This is a genomic window from Parundibacterium terreum, from assembly GCF_014636315.1.
In the GTDB taxonomy this organism is placed as follows: domain Bacteria; phylum Pseudomonadota; class Gammaproteobacteria; order Burkholderiales; family Burkholderiaceae_D; genus Undibacterium; species Undibacterium terreum.
The window spans coordinates 235,645-256,926 of the sequence record NZ_BMED01000005.1 but is presented as its reverse complement, the minus strand read 5'-3'; the positions used below and the strand labels follow the sequence as shown (position 1 = coordinate 256,926).

General features: G+C 54.9%; 16 protein-coding genes and 1 other RNA gene. 7 read left to right on the top strand and 10 right to left on the bottom strand.

Going from position 1 to position 21,282, the window contains the following annotated elements; all coding sequences use genetic code 11:
* Positions 1 to 92: 92 nt before the first annotated feature.
* Positions 93 to 647 (bottom strand): TetR/AcrR family transcriptional regulator, encoded by a 555-nt coding sequence (locus IEW12_RS21880; RefSeq protein WP_188568243.1) that lies wholly within the window; start codon positions 645 to 647, stop codon positions 93 to 95.
* A 148-nt stretch (positions 648 to 795) separates the two neighbouring features.
* Between IEW12_RS21880 and IEW12_RS21875 the strand changes: the two genes are divergently transcribed.
* Both IEW12_RS21875 and IEW12_RS21870 read left to right on the top strand, forming a co-directional pair.
* Complete coding sequence (locus IEW12_RS21875; protein WP_188568242.1) at positions 796 to 2,445, top strand: isovaleryl-CoA dehydrogenase; 1,650 nt, start codon at positions 796 to 798, stop codon at positions 2,443 to 2,445.
* A 256-nt stretch (positions 2,446 to 2,701) separates the two neighbouring features.
* Positions 2,702 to 3,370: a DUF642 domain-containing protein gene (locus IEW12_RS21870; RefSeq protein WP_188568241.1), complete on the top strand. Its 669-nt coding sequence runs from the start codon at positions 2,702 to 2,704 to the stop codon at positions 3,368 to 3,370.
* Positions 3,371 to 3,479: 109 nt separating this feature from the next.
* Here the strand turns inward: IEW12_RS21870 and IEW12_RS21865 are convergent, their stop codons facing one another.
* Complete coding sequence (locus tag IEW12_RS21865) at positions 3,480 to 4,499, bottom strand: zinc-binding alcohol dehydrogenase family protein (protein ID WP_188568240.1); 1,020 nt, start codon at positions 4,497 to 4,499, stop codon at positions 3,480 to 3,482.
* 182 nt (positions 4,500 to 4,681) lie between these two features.
* Between IEW12_RS21865 and IEW12_RS21860 the strand changes: the two genes are divergently transcribed.
* The gene (locus IEW12_RS21860) at positions 4,682 to 5,596 is read left to right on the top strand and encodes a LysR family transcriptional regulator (RefSeq protein WP_188568239.1); all 915 of its coding nucleotides are present in this window, start codon (positions 4,682 to 4,684) and stop codon (positions 5,594 to 5,596) included.
* A gap of 74 nt (positions 5,597 to 5,670) precedes the next feature.
* On the opposite strand, the gene IEW12_RS21855 is transcribed toward IEW12_RS21860, so the two are convergent.
* Both IEW12_RS21855 and ffs read right to left on the bottom strand, forming a co-directional pair.
* The gene (locus IEW12_RS21855) at positions 5,671 to 6,135 is read right to left on the bottom strand and encodes a cache domain-containing protein (protein ID WP_188568238.1); all 465 of its coding nucleotides are present in this window, start codon (positions 6,133 to 6,135) and stop codon (positions 5,671 to 5,673) included.
* A gap of 159 nt (positions 6,136 to 6,294) precedes the next feature.
* Positions 6,295 to 6,393, bottom strand: an RNA gene (gene ffs / locus IEW12_RS21850) — signal recognition particle sRNA small type.
* A gap of 322 nt (positions 6,394 to 6,715) precedes the next feature.
* Here ffs and IEW12_RS21845 point away from each other — a divergent pair.
* Both IEW12_RS21845 and IEW12_RS21840 read left to right on the top strand, forming a co-directional pair.
* Positions 6,716 to 7,630: an ABC transporter ATP-binding protein gene (locus IEW12_RS21845; RefSeq protein WP_188568237.1), complete on the top strand. Its 915-nt coding sequence runs from the start codon at positions 6,716 to 6,718 to the stop codon at positions 7,628 to 7,630.
* Between the two features lie 10 nt (positions 7,631 to 7,640).
* Positions 7,641 to 11,204 carry an ABC transporter permease/M1 family aminopeptidase gene (locus IEW12_RS21840; RefSeq protein WP_188568236.1) on the top strand — a complete coding sequence of 1,188 codons (3,564 nt, stop codon included), beginning with the start codon at positions 7,641 to 7,643 and terminating at the stop codon, positions 11,202 to 11,204.
* 96 nt (positions 11,205 to 11,300) lie between these two features.
* Here the strand turns inward: IEW12_RS21840 and ubiD are convergent, their stop codons facing one another.
* Positions 11,301 to 12,785: a 4-hydroxy-3-polyprenylbenzoate decarboxylase gene (ubiD, locus tag IEW12_RS21835; RefSeq protein ID WP_188568235.1), complete on the bottom strand. Its 1,485-nt coding sequence runs from the start codon at positions 12,783 to 12,785 to the stop codon at positions 11,301 to 11,303.
* 552 nt (positions 12,786 to 13,337) lie between these two features.
* Between ubiD and IEW12_RS21830 the strand changes: the two genes are divergently transcribed.
* Positions 13,338 to 14,222 carry a transglycosylase SLT domain-containing protein gene (locus IEW12_RS21830; protein ID WP_188568462.1) on the top strand — a complete coding sequence of 295 codons (885 nt, stop codon included), beginning with the start codon at positions 13,338 to 13,340 and terminating at the stop codon, positions 14,220 to 14,222.
* A gap of 59 nt (positions 14,223 to 14,281) precedes the next feature.
* Here the strand turns inward: IEW12_RS21830 and IEW12_RS21825 are convergent, their stop codons facing one another.
* The 4 genes from IEW12_RS21825 to ribBA form a co-directional block, all read right to left on the bottom strand.
* Positions 14,282 to 15,445 (bottom strand): pyridoxal phosphate-dependent aminotransferase, encoded by a 1,164-nt coding sequence (locus IEW12_RS21825; RefSeq protein WP_188568234.1) that lies wholly within the window; start codon positions 15,443 to 15,445, stop codon positions 14,282 to 14,284.
* Positions 15,446 to 15,538: 93 nt separating this feature from the next.
* Positions 15,539 to 16,003 carry a transcription antitermination factor NusB gene (gene nusB / locus IEW12_RS21820; protein ID WP_188568233.1) on the bottom strand — a complete coding sequence of 155 codons (465 nt, stop codon included), beginning with the start codon at positions 16,001 to 16,003 and terminating at the stop codon, positions 15,539 to 15,541.
* 51 nt (positions 16,004 to 16,054) lie between these two features.
* The gene (gene ribH / locus IEW12_RS21815; protein ID WP_188568232.1) at positions 16,055 to 16,552 is read right to left on the bottom strand and encodes a 6,7-dimethyl-8-ribityllumazine synthase; all 498 of its coding nucleotides are present in this window, start codon (positions 16,550 to 16,552) and stop codon (positions 16,055 to 16,057) included.
* A 100-nt stretch (positions 16,553 to 16,652) separates the two neighbouring features.
* The gene (ribBA, locus tag IEW12_RS21810) at positions 16,653 to 17,768 is read right to left on the bottom strand and encodes a bifunctional 3,4-dihydroxy-2-butanone-4-phosphate synthase/GTP cyclohydrolase II (RefSeq protein ID WP_188568231.1); all 1,116 of its coding nucleotides are present in this window, start codon (positions 17,766 to 17,768) and stop codon (positions 16,653 to 16,655) included.
* 504 nt (positions 17,769 to 18,272) lie between these two features.
* Between ribBA and IEW12_RS21805 the strand changes: the two genes are divergently transcribed.
* Entirely contained in the window at positions 18,273 to 20,789 is a 2,517-nt protein-coding gene (locus tag IEW12_RS21805) for a DUF6600 domain-containing protein (protein ID WP_188568230.1), read from the top strand.
* A gap of 112 nt (positions 20,790 to 20,901) precedes the next feature.
* Here IEW12_RS21805 and IEW12_RS21800 read toward each other — a convergent pair whose 3' ends face one another.
* Positions 20,902 to 21,234, bottom strand: coding sequence for a hypothetical protein (locus tag IEW12_RS21800; protein ID WP_188568229.1), 333 nt, complete (start codon positions 21,232 to 21,234; stop codon positions 20,902 to 20,904).
* Between the last annotated feature and the right edge of the window lie 48 nt (positions 21,235 to 21,282).

Sequence of the window (21,282 nt, the reverse complement as noted above, 5' to 3'; positions counted from 1 at the left end):
ACCTGGCGAAACCTACCAAAGCCGAGGAGCATCGCACACCTGGTATGGCGAGCAAGGCAAAAAGTGGATCGCGGATAGACGTAAGCACCTGATTATGAAAGCAAATATCCCAATACCAGTGCTCGCAACTGCTGCCGGAATTCATTTTCACGCACCGATGCCGGTGAACTCATCAAACGCTGGTACAGCAAACCGTAGGCCGCAGCATGCACGACATCCGGACTTTTTCCTACGTATTGCCCATTATCACTGCTGGCCTGAAATGCTTCAGCCCAGATATCGACAATATGCTGATAGAGGGCGTGATATGCAGGCGGATCGGATATCTGCCTTTCCAGAAAAATCAGTGCCGACCACTCCTCGCTGTTCTCCATATGCATATCCAGCATGCCGTCCAGTATTTCGGCAGCTATCTCGGGCAATGGGCACCCACGCTTTTCTTCTATGCTGGCCCGCATGCGCGCACCCACGCCCTTGAAACGCTGATGTATGCAGTGCGCCGCAATCGACTTTTTGCTGGGAAAATATTCATACACCGTGCCCAGCCCAACCCCGGCCACCAGCGCAATATCCCGTATCGTCAGGCCCGCATAGCCTTTTTCAACCAAAAGCCGAACAAAGGCATCCAGAATTGCCGTCTGGGTCATTTTGGAACGTTGCTGCACCGGCTTGCGCCGCGATTTTAAAGGACTCGCTGTTGAATTCATTGCCTGCTTAAAAAACGAACATCCATGGCTTGCATCAGGAATAAACTAGAAAGTACAAGGATTATAGAAAAACCATCAGGAGATCAGCATGCAATGGCAAACCCATCAGGTCAGCAATCAGGTTCCCGAGCTGCAAGACTACAATATTTTCAGGCAGGATGCGGCACTAATGGAGGGGTTGCAACGCTCTCAGGCCGGCTGGCATGCAGATAGACTGGATCAGTTCGGCGCAGAACTCGGCAGCAAGGAGGTATTGCAACTGGGCGAACTGGCCAATCATCATTTGCCCGAGCTGCACACCCACGACCGTTTCGGCAACCGTGCAGACACGGTGGACTTTCACCCAAGCTGGCACCAGCTACTCACCTTGCTGAGGCGCGAAGGCCTGCATGCGATGCCGTGGGCAGAACAAAAAACCGGCGCGCACGTTGCCCGCGCTGCCGGCTATTATCTGCAGTCGCAGGTGGAATCGGGCTCACTGTGTCCCACCACGATGACATTCGCGTCCATCCCCGTGCTGCAGCAGGAACCCAGGCTCTATGCGGCACTCAAGGACAAGCTGTTTTCCACCGAACACGATCCGCGCGACCTGCCTATCACACAAAAGAAATCGATACTGATAGGCATGGGCATGACGGAAAAACAGGGCGGCTCCGACGTGCGCAGCAATACGACCGTTGCAGAGCCTTTGTCAGGACTGGGCCGCGGCGCAGAATACCTGTTGACCGGGCATAAGTGGTTCTTTTCCGCGCCCATGTGCGACGCTCATCTGGTACTGGCTCGCACCGATGCGGGCCTGTCCTGCTTCTTCGTGCCGCGCTGGAAGCCTGACGGCAGCAAGAACCCCATCCTGATCCAGCGCCTGAAGGACAAGCTGGGCAACAAATCCAACTCCAGCAGCGAAGTGGAATTCCAGAATGCGTATGGCGTAATGGTCGGCGAGGAAGGCCGCGGCATTCCTACCATCATAGAAATGGCCAATCTGACCCGGCTGGATTGCGTGATAGGCAGCGCTGCGCTGATGCGCCAGGCGCTGACGCAGGCAATCCACCATGCGCGGCACCGCAAGGCCTTTGGCCGCCTGCTGGCAGACCAGCCCCTCATGCGCAATGTGCTGGCCGACCTGGCACTGGAAAGCGAAGCGGCAACCCTGCTGATGCTGAAGCTGGCCAGCGCGCTGGAAGAGCCTAATGATCCGCTGCAACGCGCATGGAAACGCATCATCACTCCCGCCGCCAAATTCTGGATCTGCAAGCGTGCGCTGGAATTTACCGGCGAGTGCATGGAAGTCTGGGGCGGCAACGGCTATGTAGAAACCGGGCCGATGGCGCGCTATTACCGTGAAGCGCCGGTCAACTCAATCTGGGAAGGTTCGGGCAATGTGATGTGCCTGGACGTCTTGCGGGCAATGGAGCGCGATCCAGAAGGCCTGCATTTGCTGCTGGCACAATTGGAGCAATCGCCATCAGCCGCATTGCAGGCGCAGGCTGATGAACTACGCTTACAACTATCGGCGCCACCAGAGGAAAGAGAAATGCAGGCCCGCAGGCTGGTACAAAAACTGGTACTGGCAATGCAAGGCCTGTTGATGCAACAGCACAGCCGTGCCGCACACGCCAGTGTGTTTATTGACAGCCGCTCAGACGCGCAAAACGGCCGCGTCTACGGTAGCCTGGGCGGGCTGGCCAATGCCCAGGTGCAGCAGCAGATCCTGGAGCGCGCATGGCCAGGCCCATGATTCCGTGGAAAGCACTATCCCTGTAAAAATCACCGTATCAAAACGTTTTGCACCGGCATCCCATGATGCCGGCGCATTATTTTTTTCTCATAAGCAACAAATAAACGACATTTGCGTTGGCAATTTATAGCTTATTCATAGCCATATAATTAATTTTCCTGAACAAAATCAAGGATTTATTGATTTGTGACAATTGTTCGCACCCATTTCTTGTAAGATGGCAACATCTTTCTTCAATACAATCTGGGTGCCGTCCATGAAAACATTCAAATTACTGGCCTTGACCGCGTTAGTGTGCGCCTCTGCTGCAAGCTCCGCTGCGAATATCGTCACCAATGGCGGCTTTGAAGCAAACAAATTTGACGGTTCCTGGACCACGATGTCTTCCATCACCGGCTGGACCTCCACCGGCGCTTTCGAAGTGCAAAAAGGCAGCAATTCCGGTGGTCTGAATGTCTTTGACGTCGCTTATGAAGGCGTGCAATACCTGGAACTGAATTCAGACGGATTGACCACCGTCTCGCAATCGCTGCATACCACGGCAGGCGGCCTGTATGACTTGTCTTTCGTCTTTTCCGGCCGCTCGGACACGCCATCGGGCGCCGCCAGCTCCATGGAAGTATTCTGGGGCAATCTGGACCTGGGCAAAATTACCGCTGCGGCCAATAGCGGCTGGGTAGCGTACGACTTCAGCAATCTGCAAGCACTGTCCGATAACACAACGCTCAGCTTCAAATCCCTGGGCCCCACATCCGCATCCAGCTACGGTTCTTACCTGGATGCTGTCAGCGTCAACAGCCTGGGCAAGAGTGCAGCAGCGAGCACAGTGCCCGAACCCGCTACTTTGGCTTCAATGAGCCTGGGTCTGGGTATGCTTGCCTTTGCATCCCGCCGCCGCAAAACCGCCAAATCATCCGGCAAATAAACAAACGGGATAGCGCGGCTATTACTGCTATCGCCGCGCTATCCTCGCATTGTTGTGCCTACCTTCAAAATTGCCGACATAGTCCGGCAATTCGATTTAGCAATCCTGCTTAAAAGTCTTTCAATACTATCTTGCCTATCGCACTGCCCTGCTCCAGCAAGGCGTGGGCTTTACGCAGATTTGCGGCATTGATCGGCGTCAGCACCTGATTCAGCGTGGTCGTGATGATCTTGCTGTCTATCAGGCGGGCAATTTCATTCAGCAAATTACCCTGTTCCGCCACATCCGGCGTTGTGAACATGGAGCGGGTAAACATCATCTCCCATACAAAGCTGATGCTCTTCGCTTTCAGCGCACCTATATCCAGCGTGCCGCTGTTTTCCACGATGGAACAGATGCTGCCCTGTGGCGCAACGATCTGGACCGCAGCCGCAAAGTGCTGGTCGGTATTATTCAGTACCAGCACATAGTCCGCCTGCGAATATCCCAACTCCTTCATTTGTGCCGCCACATCCCCGTGGTGGCTGATCACATGATGCGCGCCCAGCTCGCGTACCCAGGAAGCCGATTCCGGGCGCGAGGCAGTCGCAATCACATTCAGGCCCGCGACCTTGGCAGCCAACTGAACAGCGATGGAACCCACGCCTCCTGCGCCGCCGATAATCAAGATAGTCTTACGGGGCAAGGCGTGCGGAGGAGCGCTGACACGCAGGCGGTCAAACAAGGATTCCCAGGCAGTGATTGCAGTCAACGGCAGCGCCGCGGCTTGTTCAAAGCTGAGGCTGGCCGGCATGTGGCCGACGATGCGTTCATCCACCAGGTGAAATTCGCTATTGCTGCCTGGGCGTGTGATATCGCCGGCATAAAACACTTTGTCGCCCGGCTTGAATCCTGTCACCTGCGGGCCGACTGCCTCAACAATGCCGGCGGCATCCCAGCCCAGAACGCGTGGAGATTTTTCTACCGTCGCTTTCGGTGCGCGCACCTTGGTGTCAACAGGATTGACTGCGATCGCCTTGATGGCTACCAGCAAATCACGCCCCTGCGGTGCCGGCTTATCCAGGATTACATCGACCAGGGATTCAGGGTTCTCTATAGGAAGGTATTGGGTCAGTGCAACTGCTTTCATGGTGCATCCTTTCAATTCGTTATTCAGGCAAGGCAAACTCTGGGATAGCGCGCTTTCGTCTTAGCGGCGCGTTTAACTCTAGCCATGATTATGCTTATATCGGATAATTTGATAAACAATCAAAAATTTGAATTACTTTCAAATTAAATTTGACATTCATTTTTACCGCGAGGCTCCAAGGCATGTACTCCACCTCCGACCTGCAATTATTCATACGCACTGCCGAGACCGGCAACCTGTCACAGGCGGCGCGAGGCCTTGAACTCAGCACTGCGACAGCCAGCGCCAGCCTGAAAAGGCTGGAGCAAAAACTGGGTACCAGGTTGTTCGTACGCTCTACCCGCAGTATGCGCCTGACCCAGGATGGGGAAATTTTTCTGGAATACAGCCGTGGCGCACTCACCTTGCTGAAAGAAGGTGAGGCCCTGATCTCCGCTGATAAAGACACTATACGCGGCAATATACGCATTTCGGCCTCATCCGACCTGGGCCGTAGCGTGCTGCTGCCATGGCTGAACGAATTCCAGCAAACCCATACGGCGATTACGCTGACGCTGCAGCTATCGGACAGCAATGTGGACCTGTTCCGTGAACCGGTAGACATGGCATTTCGCTATGGAAAACAACAGGACTCCACCCTGGTTTCGCAACATCTGATTGACAACCGGCGCATCCTGGTCGCGTCACCCACCTATATACAGAACCATCCCCCGCTACTCAGCCCACGCGACCTTGCCAGCCATAATTGCCTGCTGTACTACCTGAAGCAGGGCCTGAACAATACCTGGCCCTTCCTGTCCGGCAAGGAGCTGATCGAGGTCAAAGTGCATGGAGACCGCATGGCCAACGATGGTGCCGTGGTGCGCGAATGGGCATTGGCAGGCTTGGGGATTGCGTATAAATCCTGGCTGGATGTGAAGCAGGATCTGGACAGCGGCAAATTGGCTCGACTGCTTCCCAATTACCTGGGAGACGAGGTTCCGCTGAATGTGGTGTACCCGCACAGGAATAGCGCATCTCCGAGAGTCAGGGCGCTACTGGTTTTTTTAAGGGGGAAATTCGCGAAGCTCGAAGAATCGGATGATTCAGGAAAATAAGAAAGCAATTGCGCTGCTTAAGCCGGCGGCCCTCATGAGTTCTAAGCTGGAGGGCGCGCCGTATCGTCGTTGATCTATTTATAGATGCCGCAACCGACAAAATAATTGTCCACTTTTTCCACGTAGCTGGATTTTTGCTCCAGCGTCTTCGTCACCGGATTAGGCCATTTATAATCCGCCCAGCCTTTACCCTTGGTGTTGACCAGGGTGATCATCTCGCGAATGATGGGCTTACCGTCGCCGTCTTTCAGGTCGATCAGGCTTTTTCCTACCATTTTGGGATTATTGCCATGCGCAAGCGTATTGCCGTTAAGGTCATACACAAATAGATAGAGGTCTCTGTCGTGGAATTGAGTGTTAGCAGGATTGGCAAATTCGGCAAATGCTTTTTCCTTGCCGACTTCTTTGATATAGGCAATCGCTTTTTTCACCATCGCTACCGCCTGTTCCGACGTTCCCTTATCATCCGCAGCGTGGGCCGGAGCCATCATCGCCAATCCCAATGCACAGACGGCAAATATTTTGCTCAATGTTTTCATGGTGTCTCCAAAGATGTTGATAGAAAAAAACAGCGTCTTCAGGTTAATTTCAAACACACGGGATTGCAAGGAAAACACAAGGCACAAGCATCCATGGCGGAAGCATTGAGTCGGAATACCAACAGGGGAATTTTTGATCTATCGGATGATAGTAAGGAAAGAGGCGAGCCTTGTCTGCGGCACTTGCGGGAAATGACTGTGGCTGCTTCGTTCCCGACCTGACCAGATTGGCCATGCCGCAATGCGCAGGGGCCCGCCAGCGCACATTATAGCGCATCACATCGTAATCGTGCATCCAATTTTTTAAATCGGCAAGAAGTGCAGTATGGCGAGGCAGCATTTTTCTTGAATGGCATCCCCTCCCTGACTCGTCCTCAGTCATCAGGCTTCCATCCTCATCTTCGGCGGTTTCATCACATGCCGCTGGCAAGCCGCTCTCCGTCCATCTATTGTCGACAATCGCGGGCAATTGATCAAAACAATATGCCCACGATAAAAATACTTGTCATTTTAAAAAGCCAAAGTATCATGCATCTACGCATACTGCGGCACAACAATAAACTCATCTCAAGGACTGGCAATGGAATTACGCATACATAATCTGTCTAAGACTTATAGCAACGGCGTTACTGCACTCAATAATATTTCATTGACCATCCCCGCAGGCATGTTCGGCCTGCTAGGCCCTAATGGCGCCGGCAAATCGACCCTGATGCGCACGCTGGCCACCTTGCAGGATGCAGACTCCGGCAGCGCCCGCCTGGATACCATCGACATCCGAGAAAACAAGGATGAAATCAGGCGCGTACTGGGTTACCTGCCGCAGGATTTCGGCCTTTATCCCAAGGTAAGCGCCTATGACCTGCTGGACCATTTTGCGGTCCTGAAGGGACTGGATCAAAAAAAGCAGCGCAAGGAAGTAGTGGAAGGCCTGCTGCACCAGACCAATCTATATCAGGTGAAGAATAAACACCTCGGTGGATTTTCCGGCGGGATGCGCCAGCGCTTCGGCATTGCCCAGGCCCTGCTGGGCGATCCCAAGCTGATCATCGTGGACGAACCTACCGCCGGCCTGGACCCGGAAGAGCGCGTGCGTTTCCATAATCTGCTGTCCGACATCGGTGCAGACAAGATCGTGATCCTGTCCACTCATATCGTCGAAGACGTGGCAGACTTGTGCGCCAATATGGCAGTCATTAACAAAGGTTCGGTCATCCTGACCGGCCAGCCGTTGCAACTGATAGACCAGATCCAGGGCAAGATCTGGAAGCGTTTCATCGACAAGAGCGAACTGGCTGCGTTCCAGCAACAGCATAAGGTCATCTCCAGCCGCCTCACCGCTGGCCGCACACTGATACATGTGTATGCAGATACCCAGCCAGCCGGCGAATTCAGCCCTACTCAAGGCGACCTGGAAGACGTTTACTTTGCCGCGATGGCAGGCCTGTTTGCAGATGCTCCCGCTGCAGCAGCACAACAAACGCTGGCAGCTTAAGGAGCGATGCATGTTTGCGATTCTTCAATTTGAGCTGAGGCAAAGATTTACCAGCATCTCGACCTATGTGTATTTCCTAATGTTCTTTGCCCTGGCAATGCTGTGGATGGCAGCCGCGGGCGGCGCTTTTTCCGGAGCAGTAGTGTCGTTTGGCGGCAAAGTCAGCATCAATGCGCCGGTGTCGGTTTCACAGACGATTACCTTCCTGGGCTATATGGGCATTGTGATTGTCGCCGCGATGATGGGGCGCGGTGTGCAGCAGGATGCGGAACATAATATCTGGCATTTTTTCTATACTGCCCCGCTTAAAAAATATCAGTATCTGGGCGGCCGTTTCCTGGGTGCCTACCTGACGCTGCTCGCCATTTTCTCCAGCATAGGGCTGGGTGCATGGCTGGGGTGCTATCTGCCGGGCATAGAAGCAAACCGGCTGGGGCCTATCATTCCCGGCGCCTATTTCCTGCCGTATTTCTTCTCCATCATGCCGAACTTCCTGGTCTTCGGTGCGCTGTTCTTCATGCTGGGGGCAGTCTTCAAGCGCATGCTGCCAGTGTATATCTCCAGTGTCGTGCTGCTGATAGGTTATATGATCGCCAAATCGCTGGGCAAAGATCTGGATGACCGCACACTGGCCGCGCTGATTGACGCCTTCGGCTCGTCCGCCATTTCCCGCGTGACCGAGTACTGGAGCATCGCTGAAAAAAATCACAGGCTGGTACCATTGCAAGGACTCTACCTGGCGAACCGGCTTATATGGCTTGCGATCGGCGCCTGCATTTTTGCGATCGGCTATTGGCGCTTTAGCTTTACCGCAATCAACACCAGCGGCAAGCAAAAGAAAACTGCGAACGAGGAAGTCTCCAGCGCTCCCGCGCAGTTGGTCCGCGCCATTCCCAATTTCGCCAGCCGCAGCCTGTTCCAGCTCTTTATCAAGCAAAGCTGGCTGAACCTGAAGGAAACCGTCAAGAATGTCTATTTCATTGTCATTCTGCTGACCGGCGTCTTGTTCATGTTTGCCATGTCCGACAATGTCGGCAAGATGTTCGGCACCACCACGTATCCTGTGACCTATGCAGTACTGCAACTGCTGGGCGGCAGCTTTGGCCTATTCATTTTGATCATTACGACATTCTATGCCGGCGAGCTGGTATGGCGCGAACGCGATGCGCGCATCTCGCAACTGCTGGATGCGCTGCCCGTTCCCAACTGGCTGCCGTTGCTGTCCAAATTATTTGCCTTGATTTCGCTGCAGGCCATACTGCTATTCATCGTGATGCTGTGCGGCATGCTGATCCAGCTATTCCAGGGCTTCACGCACCTGCAGGCTGGCCTGTACCTGAAAGACCTGTTCATCGTGCACTTGCCTGAATACGCACTGGTGGCGGTCCTGGCGATTTCGCTGCAAGTCGTCATCAACCATAAATATGCGGCGCATTTTGCGATGATCCTGTATTACATCGCCGGCATCGCCCTGCCCGCCCTGGGCTTTGAACATCCGATGTTCTTGTACGGCACGATACCCAATGTGGTCTACTCGGATATGAACGGCTATGGCCATTTCCTGGCCAAGGTCTACTGGTTCCAGTTTTTCTGGTCCGGCGCAGCCATACTGCTGATCACGCTATCCATGCTGCTCTGGGTGCGCGGCACCACCAGCGACTGGCGCGGCCGCCTTCGTCTGGCGTCGCTGAATGTCACTGGGGCCACGCGCTTGTCCATACTGGCGGGGTTCGTCATTTTCCTGGGCGCTGGTGGAATCCTGTTCTATAACCTGAACATCCTGAACCACTATCAGAACAGCTACGACAAGCAGCTTGACAGCGCCCAGTACGAAAAACTGTACAAGCAGTACGAGACCAGGCTGCAGCCGCGCATCATTGACGTCAACATGAACGTGGATATTTACCCCGAGCGCCGCAGCGCCAGCATCAAAGGCAGCTACCAGTTGGTTAATCGTGGAGACGCGCCCATAGAAGAAGTTTTCGTCAACGAAAATGATGACGCAAACATCATCAATATGCAGTTTGACCGCGCCAGCTCACAGGAAATCCGTGACAAACGCGGCTTCTATAGCTACAAGCTGAGGCCTGCGCTGCAGCCCGGGGAAAAGATGACCCTGAATTTTGAACTGGGCTACGCCCCCAAGGGCATCCTGGGACTGGGAGGCGATAGCCATGTGATCGGCAATGGCACTTTCTTTAATAGTGGCCTGATGCCGCAGATAGGCTATCAGCCGGGGTTCGAGCTATCGGACGAGAAAGAGCGTAGCAAGCACGGATTGCCTGCCAGGGAACGCATGGCAGACCGCGACGATCCGAAAGGCCTGGCCAACAACTACATCAGCAATGATGCGGACTGGATCAGCTTTGACGCAACGGTGTCCACCAGTGCCGACCAGATTGCCATTGCACCCGGCAAGCTGGACAAGGAATGGACGGAAAACGGCCGTCGCTATTTCCATTACACGCTGGACAAGCCCATCCTGAATTTTTACGCCTTCCAGTCCGCCCGCTATGTGGTCAAACGTGACAAATGGCAGGACGTCGCCATCGAGATCGACTATAACAAGGGCCATGAATACGACCTGGACCGGATGATCAAAGGCGTACAGGCATCGCTGGCCTACTACACGGCGAACTTCGGCCCCTACCAGCATAAGCTGGTGCGTATCGTCGAGTTTCCTCGCTACGCCAACTTTGCGCAGGCCTTCCCCAACTCCATTCCGTATTCGGAGAGCATAGGCTTTATCGCCAAAGTAGATGACAAGAACCCCAAGGACCTGGATTACCCTTTCTATGTCACCGCGCATGAGGTCGCGCATCAATGGTGGGCGCACCAGGTCGTATCAGGCAATACCAAAGGGGCAACGGTATTGAGCGAGACGCTGGCGCAATACTCCGCACTGATGGTCATGAAACAGATGTATGGCGATGCCAAGATGCGCCGCTTCCTGCGCTACGAACTGGACGGCTACCTGTTTGGCCGCAGCCAGGAGAGGAAGAAAGAGCTTCCGCTGGCCCGCAACGAAAACCAGCCTTACATCCATTATCAAAAAGGCAGCCTGGTCATGTATGAACTGCAAGACCAGATAGGCGAAGACAAGGTGAATGCAGCCTTGCGCGATGTCATTGCACAATATGCAAACAAAGGGGCGCCCTATCCAAATAGCCGCGCCCTGGTGGATGCCTTGCGCAAGGTGACGCCGCAAGACCGTCTGTACCTGATCGATGATTTGTTTGAGTCGATTACCCTGTTCGAGAACCGCGCGCTGTCGGCTACCGCCAAAGCAGCCGCCGGTGGCCAGTATGAAGTCAAACTCAAAATCAGCGCCAACAAGCTGAAGGCCGGCGAACTGGGAGAGGAAAAAGAGGTTGCCCTGAAAGACTGGATAGACATAGGAGTGGACGACAAGGACGGCAAGCCCCTGCTGCGCGACCGCAAATACATAGACCGCAAGGAAATGGAGTTCATCATGCTGGTCAAGGGTGAGCCTGCCAAAGCCGGTATTGACCCGGACAACAAGCTGATCGACCACAAGCCGGATGACAACCTGGTCAAGGTGGACATGCAGTAAATGCAGCAGGTTTAGCCTCAAGATAAAAAGGGATGAAGTCAGTTCAGCTCAAGCCCATCCCTTTTTATTTACAAAACCACATCAAATGCAGCTTGATCAAATACCCAGCTCCTGCCAGATCTGGTCCACCCGCTCTTTGACTTCGGGCGTCATCTGTATGGTAGTACCCCACTCCCGGCTGGTTTCGCCTGGCCACTTGTTCGTGGCGTCTATGCCCATTTTGCTACCCAGGCCGCTGACCGGCGAGGCAAAATCCAGGTAATCAATCGGTGTATTGTCCACCAGCGTGGTATCGCGCAAGGGATCTACCCTGGTCGTGATAGCCCAGATCACCTCTTTCCAGTCACGGATATTGACGTCCTCATCCACCACGATGATGAACTTGGTATACATGAACTGGCGCAGGAAACTCCAGACGCCGAACATCACTCGTTTCGCGTGGCCCGCATACGCCTTCTTGATCTTCACGACTGCCATGCGGTAGCTGCAGCCTTCCGGCGGCAGGTAAAAATCCAGGATTTCAGAAAATTGTTTTTGCAACAATGGAATAAAGACTTCGTTAAGCGCCACGCCCAGCACTGCAGGCTCATCCGGCGGCTTGCCTGTATACGTAGAGTGATAGATGGGGTCGCGCCGCATCGTGATCCTGTCTATCGTAAATACCGGGAACCAGTCCTGCTCATTGTAATAGCCGGTATGGTCGCCGTATGGCCCCTCCAAGGCATGCTCGTAGCCACTTGCGTGCGACTCGTCTGGATAGATATGCCCTTCCAGCACGATCTCTGCCGAGGCCGGCACCCGCAATTCGCTGCCTATCGCCTTGACCAGCTCGGTCCGGCTACCGCGCAGCAGGCCGGCAAACTGGTATTCGGACAAGCTGTCCGGCACCGGCGTGACTGCTCCTAATATAGTAGCGGGGTCCGCACCCAGCGCAACCGCGATAGGATAAGGCTGGCCTTTGTTGACTATGCAATGCTCGCGAAAATCCAGCGCGCCACCGCGATGCGCCAGCCAGCGCATGATGACTTTGTTACGCCCTAAAACCTGCTGTCTATATATACCCAGGTTCTGCCGTTTTTTATAAGGCCCCTTGGTAATCACCAGGCCCCAGGTAATCAGCGGTGCGATATCGCCGGGCCAGCAATGCTGTATCGGCAGGCGCGCCAGATCGACGTCATTACCTTCCCAGACGATCTCCTGGCAAGGCGCGCCGCGCAGTTCTTTCGGCGCCATGTCCCACACCGCCTTGACCAGGGAACCCAGTCCCAGTATGTCTTTCAGCCCTTTCGGAGGCTCCGGCTCTTTCAGCGAAGACAGCACATGACCTATCTTGCGCAGCTCGCTGACGTCCTCCGCACCCATCCCCATTGCTACGCGCGCCGGCGTACCGAACAGATTGCCTAATACCGGTATCGTATGACCAACAGGCTGCTTGAAAAGCAGTGCAGGACCTTCCGCGCGCAGGGTCCTGTCGCAGATCTCGGTCATCTCCAAATAAGGCGAAACTGGCGTAACTATCTGTTTTAATTCATTTTTTTGTTGCAGCTGAGAAATGAAGTCTCTCAAATCTGTGTATTTCATATTTTTTAGCTTTTTTACGGTATGAATTTGTTAATGTAAATATGTCAGGCAAGTGCTTGATTTTATTAAGCTTTGCTGCGTCGCAGCAGAGTTTTTAAGATCCAAAAGTAATAACGATTACATTTTATAGTATTGACTTGATATAAAACCGCCCCTACAATTCGCCCAACTTGATGAAGAGGTACTTAACTTCCGCGGCTTTCGAACAAAGAAAGTAACGCCACACGGTAACATCATTCAAGGGGTTCGGGCCCCACATAACATTTTAAGGATTGTTTTCACAAGGCGTCTGCCTTATCCCCGAAAAAAAGTTGTTTGCCGCAGGTCAGGCCTTTAGGAGCCAACCCGCCAACATAGCAAACAACTCCGGCGTTTGACGATCGCACCATGCGACATCAAACGATGTACTGATTCGCGGTAGGTCCAGTATCTGCATATTTGTTTTCCTGCAAAGGAATCCGCACGTGCCGCGAGCATTCAGGAGGTAACATGTTTCAACGTTTCATTTTAGCAGTACAACAAGGCAGCCTATCGGCCGCCGGCAAGACCAGCATGACCAAAGCTTTTAGCATTTTTGCAAAAGACACAAAAAACGGGTTCATCACCACCATTCATCACCTGTTGATGATACTAGGTGTAGCAGCTATCACTGCCTTAGGCCTCATGTTTATCAAACCTGACCTGGCCGAAAAATTTAAAGCTTTGTCGCCCTTCACCATTGCTGAAGAAGCGGCACAAGAAGAAGATGTACCACCGCCGCCAAGCCTCGCGATGCTGATGGCCACGTCGCAACAGACAGCACAAGCAAGCACAGTCGCTGATAAAAAAGGCGTGAGCGAAGAAGACAGCAAGATGCTGGGCACGCAACGCCAGCAGCAATGGGTTACCAACTGGCTGGCAAAACGCTACCGCGTTGCCGGCGATGCGACCGATATGCTGGTTTCTGCAGCCTATCTGACAGCCAAGGAAATCAAACTGGATCCTTTGCTGATCCTGTCGGTCATGGCAATAGAATCCGGCCTGAATCCGTTCGCGGAAAGCCCGGTAGGCGCGCAAGGCTTGATGCAAGTCATGTCCAAAGTGCACCAGGAGAAATTTGAAGACCTGGGTGGCATCAAGGCTGCATTGAACCCGGTAGCAAATATCAAGGTTGGCGCACTGATACTGAAGGACTATGTTTCGCGTGGCGGCTCGGTGGAAGCCGGTTTGAAACTGTATGTCGGCGCCGCTGCCTTTGAAAACGATTCCGGCTACGGCAGCCGCGTACTGGCTGAATACCGCCGTCTGAAAGATGTTGCGACCGGCAAGAACGTGCCTACCTTCGTTGCCCCTGCCGCGGCTCCTCGTCCGCAGGAAGTGCGCAAGCCGGAGGCAGTCATCGACATGAAGACGACTGCGACTGAGCTGCATAATCCGGAGCAAGTCGCAAAGCTCTGATACAGCACATAAAAAAGCCGCCTGCTTCATCCAGGCGGCTTTTTTTCGTCCAGAATTTGTCAGCGCTTGAGGAATTTCGCGATCCGCGCAACCGCTTCCTGCAAATTATCCATTGAAGTCGCATACGAGAGCCGGATATAGCTGTGTGCGGTGTAGGGGCCAAAATCCAGGCCGGGCACCAGCACCACGCCTGCCTCATTCAGCAGGTCACGGGTAAACTGGTCCGCATCGTCAGTCAGTCCAGAGCAATCGGCATACACATAGAATGCACCGTCCGGCATTACCGGCACCGAGAACCCGAGATCGCGCAAGGCAGGCACGATAAAATCGCGCCGGCGCCTGAACTCCTGCTTGCGTTGCTCATAGATGGCAATGGCTTCGTCAGAAAAGCAGGCGATGGCGGCATACTGCGCCACTGAAGAAGGACAAATAAACAAGTTCTGCGCCAGCTTTTCCATCTGCGGCACGATGCGCTCAGGCACCACCAGCCAGCCCAGGCGCCAGCCCGTCATATTGAAGTACTTGCTGAAGCTGTTGATGACGACCACATCATCGTCCAGCGACAAGGCAGAAACCGGCACTGCATCATATGACAGCCCCTGGTAGATTTCATCAACTATCGTGAAGCCGCCCTTCTCCTTGACGGTGGCGATGATTTTTGCCAACTCGTCGGCGGCTATCGACGTACCGGTAGGGTTGGAAGGCGAGGCCAGCAAGACACCTGCAGTCGCCTCTGTCCAATGACGGCGCACCATCTGGTTCGACAACTGGAAGCGATGCTCGGGGCCGCTCGGCACCAGCGCAGCCCTGCCCTCAAAAGCGGCAACGAAGTGGCGGTTGCATGGATAGCAAGGATCCGGCATCAGGACTTCGCTACCGGGCTGCACCAGCGCCGCGCAGGCCAGCAACAAGGCCGCGGATGCACCTGCAGTAACAATGATGCGGGATGCCGGCACCTGCAAACCATACACGCGCTGATAATAAGCCGATATCGCCTCGCGCAACGCAGGCACACCCAGGGCCGACGTATATTGCAGGCGCCCGTCCGCCATCGCCCTGGCGGCGGCGTCTATCACGGGCTGCGGTGCCGTAAAATCAGGTTCACCTATGCCCATGTGGATGATATGCCGGCCCTGGGCTTCCAGCGCAGCGGCCATCTTCATCAACTCCATCACGTGAAAAGGCGCAATGTGCTGCAGCCTGGATGCGAGATTGTTTTCCATATTTATCGGTTCACGTTGTATAAAAAAACCGCCTTGTTTCCGGCAAAGGAAAAAGGCGGCTGACTTGATTCGCTATATGTATAGTGTGTAGGCTTATTTGCCGGCACCTATTTCAGTGGCACGCAACTTGGCGGCGACCTTGTCCAGCACGCCATTGACGTATTTGTGCCCATCCAGGCCGCCGAAAGACTTGGTCAGCTCGACCGCTTCGTTGATCACAACACGGTATGGGATTTCTATATGATTTTTTAATTCATACGTGCCGATCAGCAAGGCTGCGTGCTCTACCGGCGACAATTCGGAAATCTTGCGGTCGATCAGCGGCGTGATGTCTTCGCGCAATTCCAGCGATTGCTTGATGCTGCCATGTAGCAAGGAATCGAAATGCTCCCTGTCAGCCTTATCGAATCCATGCGCTTCGCGAATATGGGCTTCAATCGCGCCTGCATCTTCGTTGTTCAGCAACCATTGATACAGGCCTTGCAGCGCGAATTCACGCGCGCGATGCCTTGGCGAGCGACTCTTGCTAGGATTGGCGTGTTGGGTTTTTGTTGTCATAATATTCTCAAAAAACTCGTTTTCAGATGCCCTAAGGCATCTTCGTCGTACTTAGGCGTCGTAATTGCCGTCTTCAGTGGATTCTGCCAGCTCTTCCAGTGCAAGAGTCAGGTTGGCCATTTCCACTGCAACACGGGCCGCGTCAGCACCCTTCTCTGTCATGCGCACTTCAGCCTGCTCATCGTTTTCCGTAGTCAGGATGGCATTGGCGACCGGCAGGCCGAAATCCAGGCCAACGCGGGTAATGCCGGCGCCGGATTCATTGGAAACCAGCTCAAAGTGGTAAGTTTCACCACGGATCACCGCGCCCAGCGCGATCAAGGCATCGAACTGATGCGTTTCAGCCAGCTTTTGCAGCGCCAGAGGCACTTCCAGCGCGCCTGGAACCGTCACGTGAAGAATGTCTTCATTCAGCACGCCCAGCTTCGCCAGCTCAGCCAGACAGGCAGACAGCAGGCCAGCGCCGACTTTTTCATTAAAACGCGCTTGCACGATACCGATACGCACGCCTGCGCCGTCAAAATTTGATTCGTAGTGTCCAACAGTCATGATGTTCTCGCTTGCGCCGCGGCGCCTGATAGGGGTTTAATTTGTTTATTTATTTAGCAGCAACAAAAGCAGCGCAGAGCACTTCTTGTAACTTTCGATTTTACTCGCCGCAAGGTTTATCAAAGTAACTTGTTACTTCCAGATCAAAACCTGTCATCGACGGCATTTTGCGCGGATTGGCCAGCAATTTCATCCTGCAAACGCCAACGTCTTTCAATATCTGAGCGCCTATGCCGTAGTTACGCAAATCCATGCGCGCTGCACGGCCCTGTGGGCGGGATTCCGGCGTGCTCAGTGCCTTGAATTGTTCAAACATCTGCTCTGCCGACTCTTCGCAATTGAGCAGGACGATCACACCGGCCTCGGAAGCCTTGATCGCAGCCATCGCAGAAGAGACATTCCACGAATGCGTAGTGACTTCGCTTTCCAGTAGATCCAAGATGGATACCGGCTGATGCACGCGCACCAGCGCTTCCGTGCCTCGGGTGATATTCCCATGTACCAGCGCCAGATGGGCAGAACCGCTAGGCTTGTCGCGATACACAATGGCCTTGAAGCTGCCATGCATGGTTTGCATGTCGCGCTCCGCAATACGTTCAACGATACTCTCGTTCTGGCTGCGATAGTGGATCAGGTCGGCAATGGTGCCTATCTTCAGGCCGTGTTCCTTGGCAAATTCCATCAAGTCCGGCAGCCTTGCCATGGTGCCGTCGTCCTTCATGATCTCGCAAATGACGGCAGCAGGGGTCAGGCCAGCCAGATCAGCCAGGTCGCAGCCTGCTTCGGTATGGCCGGCACGCATCAGGACTCCGCCTTTTTGCGCTTTCAAAGGAAAGATGTGGCCGGGCTGCACGATATCGCTGGCCTTGGCATTTTTGGCTACCGCCACCTGTATCGTGCGCGCACGGTCAGCGGCAGAGATACCGGTAGTCACACCCTCGGCAGCCTCTATCGATACCGTGAAATTGGTGCCGTATGATGTGCCGTTACGGCTGGTCATCATCGCCAGGTTAAGCTGGTCGCAACGCTCTTCGGTCAGTGTCAGACAAATCAGGCCGCGCCCGAACTTGGCCATGAAGTTGATCGCCTCTGGCGTGACAAATTCGGCAGCCAGCACCAGATCGCCCTCGTTCTCGCGGTCTTCTTCATCCACCAGGATGACCATGCGGCCAGCGCGTAGCTCTTCGACGATTTCTTTGGTATTTGACATGCTCATGAAAAGTATCCTGAATTAGGCGCTTGAGCTTGAAACCTTTTTCGTTTCAACAGCGCAGCTGGTTTGATATGCAGACCGATATTCTAAAGGATTTACGTTATCTGATACGGGCAGAGCACGGCGCCGTCACTTTTCCAGACACTGAAAAAGCCGCATGAATAAAAAAGCCGCTTCGAAGCGGCCCGAGTATCTTGCCTGATGCCTGACCAGGCGCCTGCGTTAGGCCGAATGTGGATGCAATCAGCAGCGATGCAAGTGTAACAAAATTAGCCTGCGCTGTATAGCCGAGGATAGCCGGGACGGCCACAGTAGGCGATCCAGACTCCGGCAGGTCAACCTTTCCACGTCGACAACGTTGAATGCTTAACGCCTGTGCGCTTGCCTATGCCGGTAACAAAAGCCGACTCCATTTACATTTCAGTAACATCCCAAATGGCGGGCAACGCGTTAACTCTTATTATCAAGACAAATACGCCGTGGAACCAACCACGGCAGGAGACGGAAATGACTTTTTTTACATCATCCAATACCCTGCTCCGGGTGCTGGCCTGCTCCGCAGTGCTGCTCTCTGCGCTGGGCAATGCCCATGCACAATCAGATCCGCCAGGGCGGGTGGCGCGCCTGAACTATATCAGCGGTAATGTCACCTTTGCTCCGGCAGCCAGCGACCAATGGGCCTACGCCGAAACAAACCGGCCGCTCACCACCGGCGACAGTGTCTGGGCAGACCGCGGTGCTCGCGCTGAATTGCATGTAGGTTCTACCGCAGTTCGCCTGGAAAGCATGACCAGCGTGAACATTCTGGACCTGAGCGACAATATGCTGCAACTGAAGCTCAGCCAGGGCAGCCTGAACCTGAGAGTGCGCTCACTGCCCGGCGACCAGAATATTGAAATCGACACACCCAATCTGGCGTTTATCGTGCAGGAACCCGGTGAATACAGGCTCAACGTGGCTGAAGACGGCAGTGCCACCACCGTCACTGTCAGGCAGGGCATAGGTATCGCCTACGGCGACAACGATAGCCTGACCCTGCATGAAAATGAGCAGATGCGTTTCGCCGGCACCAATCTGGCGCAAGCTGCGCTGGGCTCGGCAGCGCCTTACGACAGCTTTGATGTCTGGGCACGCGACCGCGACCGGGCGGAGGAAGCCTCGCCGTCCGCCCGCTACGTTTCGCGTGAAATCATCGGTTACGAACAACTGGACAGCTATGGCACCTGGACCAACGACCCTGAATATGGTGCGGTCTGGGCGCCACGTGTGATTGCCGTCGGCTGGTCGCCTTACCGCACCGGCCACTGGACCTGGGTCGCACCTTGGGGATGGACCTGGATAGACGATGCACCATGGGGATTTGCCCCTTACCACTACGGCAGATGGGCGCAGATTCATTCGCGCTGGTGCTGGGTGCCTGGTCCGATATTGCACACCAGACCGGTATATGCGCCGGCACTGGTCGCCTTTGTCGGTGGTGGCAGTGGCGTCAGCGTGGGGCTTTCCATTACCTCCGGCCGCTCTCGCGGACCCGGCGTCGCCTGGTTCCCACTGGCCCCCGGTGAAAGCTATCGCCCCGGCTACCATGCCAGCCCGCATTATTTCAACAGGATCAATGAGACTGTAGTTATCAATCGCACCACCATCAACAACAATACGCAAAACGTTTACATCAACCAGCACGTCGCCAACGCGGTGACGGCAGTTCCGGCGGCAGCATTTGTCCGGGGCCAGTCAGTGGGTCCCATGGCCCGTCCATTGCGCCCGAATGAATTCGGCAAGGCCGAGATAGCGACTGCAGCACCGCAGTTTGCACCGGTAAAAGAAAGCATACTGGGCGGCGCCAAACCCGCAGGCATGCCCTCCGGCGCCCACTTCATGCAGCGCCCGGTCGTGGCAACGGTTGCTCCCCCGGTTGCGCCTGGCAGACAGGATGCTCTGGCGCAGCAATTTGCCCAGCATCCCGGCGCGACCATTCCGGGTGTAGGTCCGGCATTCGTCAGGCAGCAGAATACTGGTCCGTCCAATGCCGGTTCCAGTGTAAGAAACTCAGGCAATTTCGGTGCACCTGAAGGCCGCGGCCGCCAGCCGTCTCCAATGCCTGAGCAATCCGCGGTCAGGCTGGTAGCAGGCCACAGCCCCGACGCGCGCAGGAACGACGTCAATGAAAAACGCCCTGCTCCTATGCCTGCCCAACCTACGGTGCTCGGAAATATGCCGCCAAACAGCAGCGGCAATCAGCCCAAAACCATGCCGGTTCCCACTTACCTGGATGCCGAGCGCAGGCCACAAAATGCGCCAGCCAATACCGAGGCAGGCACTGGCCGGAATAATCCCCAATTCAGGGAAAATCCGGCGCGGGAAGTAAACGGCAATGTGCCAAGGCCGAGCAATACCGCAGCGCCTTTTGATACAGGCAACAGGCAGCAAGTGCAAACGCCCGGCAACGACGCAGGACGCAATGTGCCACGGTCATCCTTGCCATCACCCGCGGCACCGGCAGCAGCGGCAATACCGGCAACAAATCCTCAGGTATCGCAACCGCCGAGGGAAAACAGCAGGCAGGAATATCGCCCGGTATTGGAACGCAACGGCAGGGGAAACCTGCCGGTTGAGCAGCCGAGGGACGCGCAGAGGGATATGCGAGACGTACAAAGAGACGCGCAAAGAGATGCAGCCCGCAACCAAGGCGGCAATCCCGCAGAGAACTCCGCCCGCTTTCAGCATGTGCAACCACAGCCAGCGGCTCCGGTCAGGGGAGAACAGCCGCAACCAATGCCGGCCAGGCCCGTAGCGCGCGCGCAGGAAATACCGCAACCGCAGCCACCTCAGCAGGCGCAGCCGCAGGTTCAACCACAGCGCCGCGAACCAGCTCCTGAGATACGCAGGGAAGTACCGCGCCCTGCTCCGGTCGCCCAGCCCGCACCCATGCCAGCCCCCGCTGCGCCGGCCCCGCAGCCGGCAAGACAGGAAAAGGAAAACCGGGAGAAAGTAGAACGCTTCAACCAGAAAAAAGCCGAGTAAGGCTGGATTAAGGCTGGAGCAAGGCCAGATAATGAAAACGCCGGCAGGATAGCTCCTGCCGGCGTTTGATTTTCTGCTGACTGGATGGCTAAGCCAATTTCATTTGCCAGGCTTATTGGTGTCCAGTGATGGTGCAGGCCAGGTTATTGGGGCCATACACCAGCGTGCGCTTACCTTTGACGCCATCATCCAGCAAAAAACGCACATTCCCATTTGGATAATTGATGGTGGTAACGGATTCCGCCGCCTGATCTATCCGCTCCCATGCACCCAGATTGTTTTTGCAGGTAATGACACAGCCCGCAGACGTGCATCTATCTATGTTCTTGAATACATTGGGTGCTTCAGCTTGCCCGGACGCTGGCGCTGCAGGCACGGCATTTGCGGCACCGGCCGATAAAGAGAGGGAAATCAAGGATGCAAGCAAAACCAGGCCTGGCTTCATGGGTACCTCGTTAAAAGTCGCGGCCTATGCCGCAAAAAAACCTGCCGC

Excerpts from the sequence above, each read along its gene's own strand:
- IEW12_RS21880 (WP_188568243.1), bottom strand. The coding sequence starts at position 647 with ATGACCCAGACGGCAATTCTGGATGCCTTTGTTCGGCTTTTGGTTGAA.
- IEW12_RS21875 (WP_188568242.1), top strand. The coding sequence starts at position 796 with ATGCAATGGCAAACCCATCAGGTCAGCAATCAGGTTCCCGAGCTGCAA.
- IEW12_RS21870 (WP_188568241.1), top strand. The coding sequence starts at position 2,702 with ATGAAAACATTCAAATTACTGGCCTTGACCGCGTTAGTGTGCGCCTCT.
- IEW12_RS21865 (WP_188568240.1), bottom strand. The coding sequence starts at position 4,499 with ATGAAAGCAGTTGCACTGACCCAATACCTTCCTATAGAGAACCCTGAA.
- IEW12_RS21860 (WP_188568239.1), top strand. The coding sequence starts at position 4,682 with ATGTACTCCACCTCCGACCTGCAATTATTCATACGCACTGCCGAGACC.
- IEW12_RS21855 (WP_188568238.1), bottom strand. The coding sequence starts at position 6,135 with ATGAAAACATTGAGCAAAATATTTGCCGTCTGTGCATTGGGATTGGCG.
- IEW12_RS21845 (WP_188568237.1), top strand. The coding sequence starts at position 6,716 with ATGGAATTACGCATACATAATCTGTCTAAGACTTATAGCAACGGCGTT.
- IEW12_RS21840 (WP_188568236.1), top strand. The coding sequence starts at position 7,641 with ATGTTTGCGATTCTTCAATTTGAGCTGAGGCAAAGATTTACCAGCATC.
- ubiD (WP_188568235.1), bottom strand. The coding sequence starts at position 12,785 with ATGAAATACACAGATTTGAGAGACTTCATTTCTCAGCTGCAACAAAAA.
- IEW12_RS21830 (WP_188568462.1), top strand. The coding sequence starts at position 13,338 with ATGACCAAAGCTTTTAGCATTTTTGCAAAAGACACAAAAAACGGGTTC.
- IEW12_RS21825 (WP_188568234.1), bottom strand. The coding sequence starts at position 15,445 with ATGGAAAACAATCTCGCATCCAGGCTGCAGCACATTGCGCCTTTTCAC.
- nusB (WP_188568233.1), bottom strand. The coding sequence starts at position 16,003 with ATGACAACAAAAACCCAACACGCCAATCCTAGCAAGAGTCGCTCGCCA.
- ribH (WP_188568232.1), bottom strand. The coding sequence starts at position 16,552 with ATGACTGTTGGACACTACGAATCAAATTTTGACGGCGCAGGCGTGCGT.
- ribBA (WP_188568231.1), bottom strand. The coding sequence starts at position 17,768 with ATGAGCATGTCAAATACCAAAGAAATCGTCGAAGAGCTACGCGCTGGC.
- IEW12_RS21805 (WP_188568230.1), top strand. The coding sequence starts at position 18,273 with ATGACTTTTTTTACATCATCCAATACCCTGCTCCGGGTGCTGGCCTGC.
- IEW12_RS21800 (WP_188568229.1), bottom strand. The coding sequence starts at position 21,234 with ATGAAGCCAGGCCTGGTTTTGCTTGCATCCTTGATTTCCCTCTCTTTA.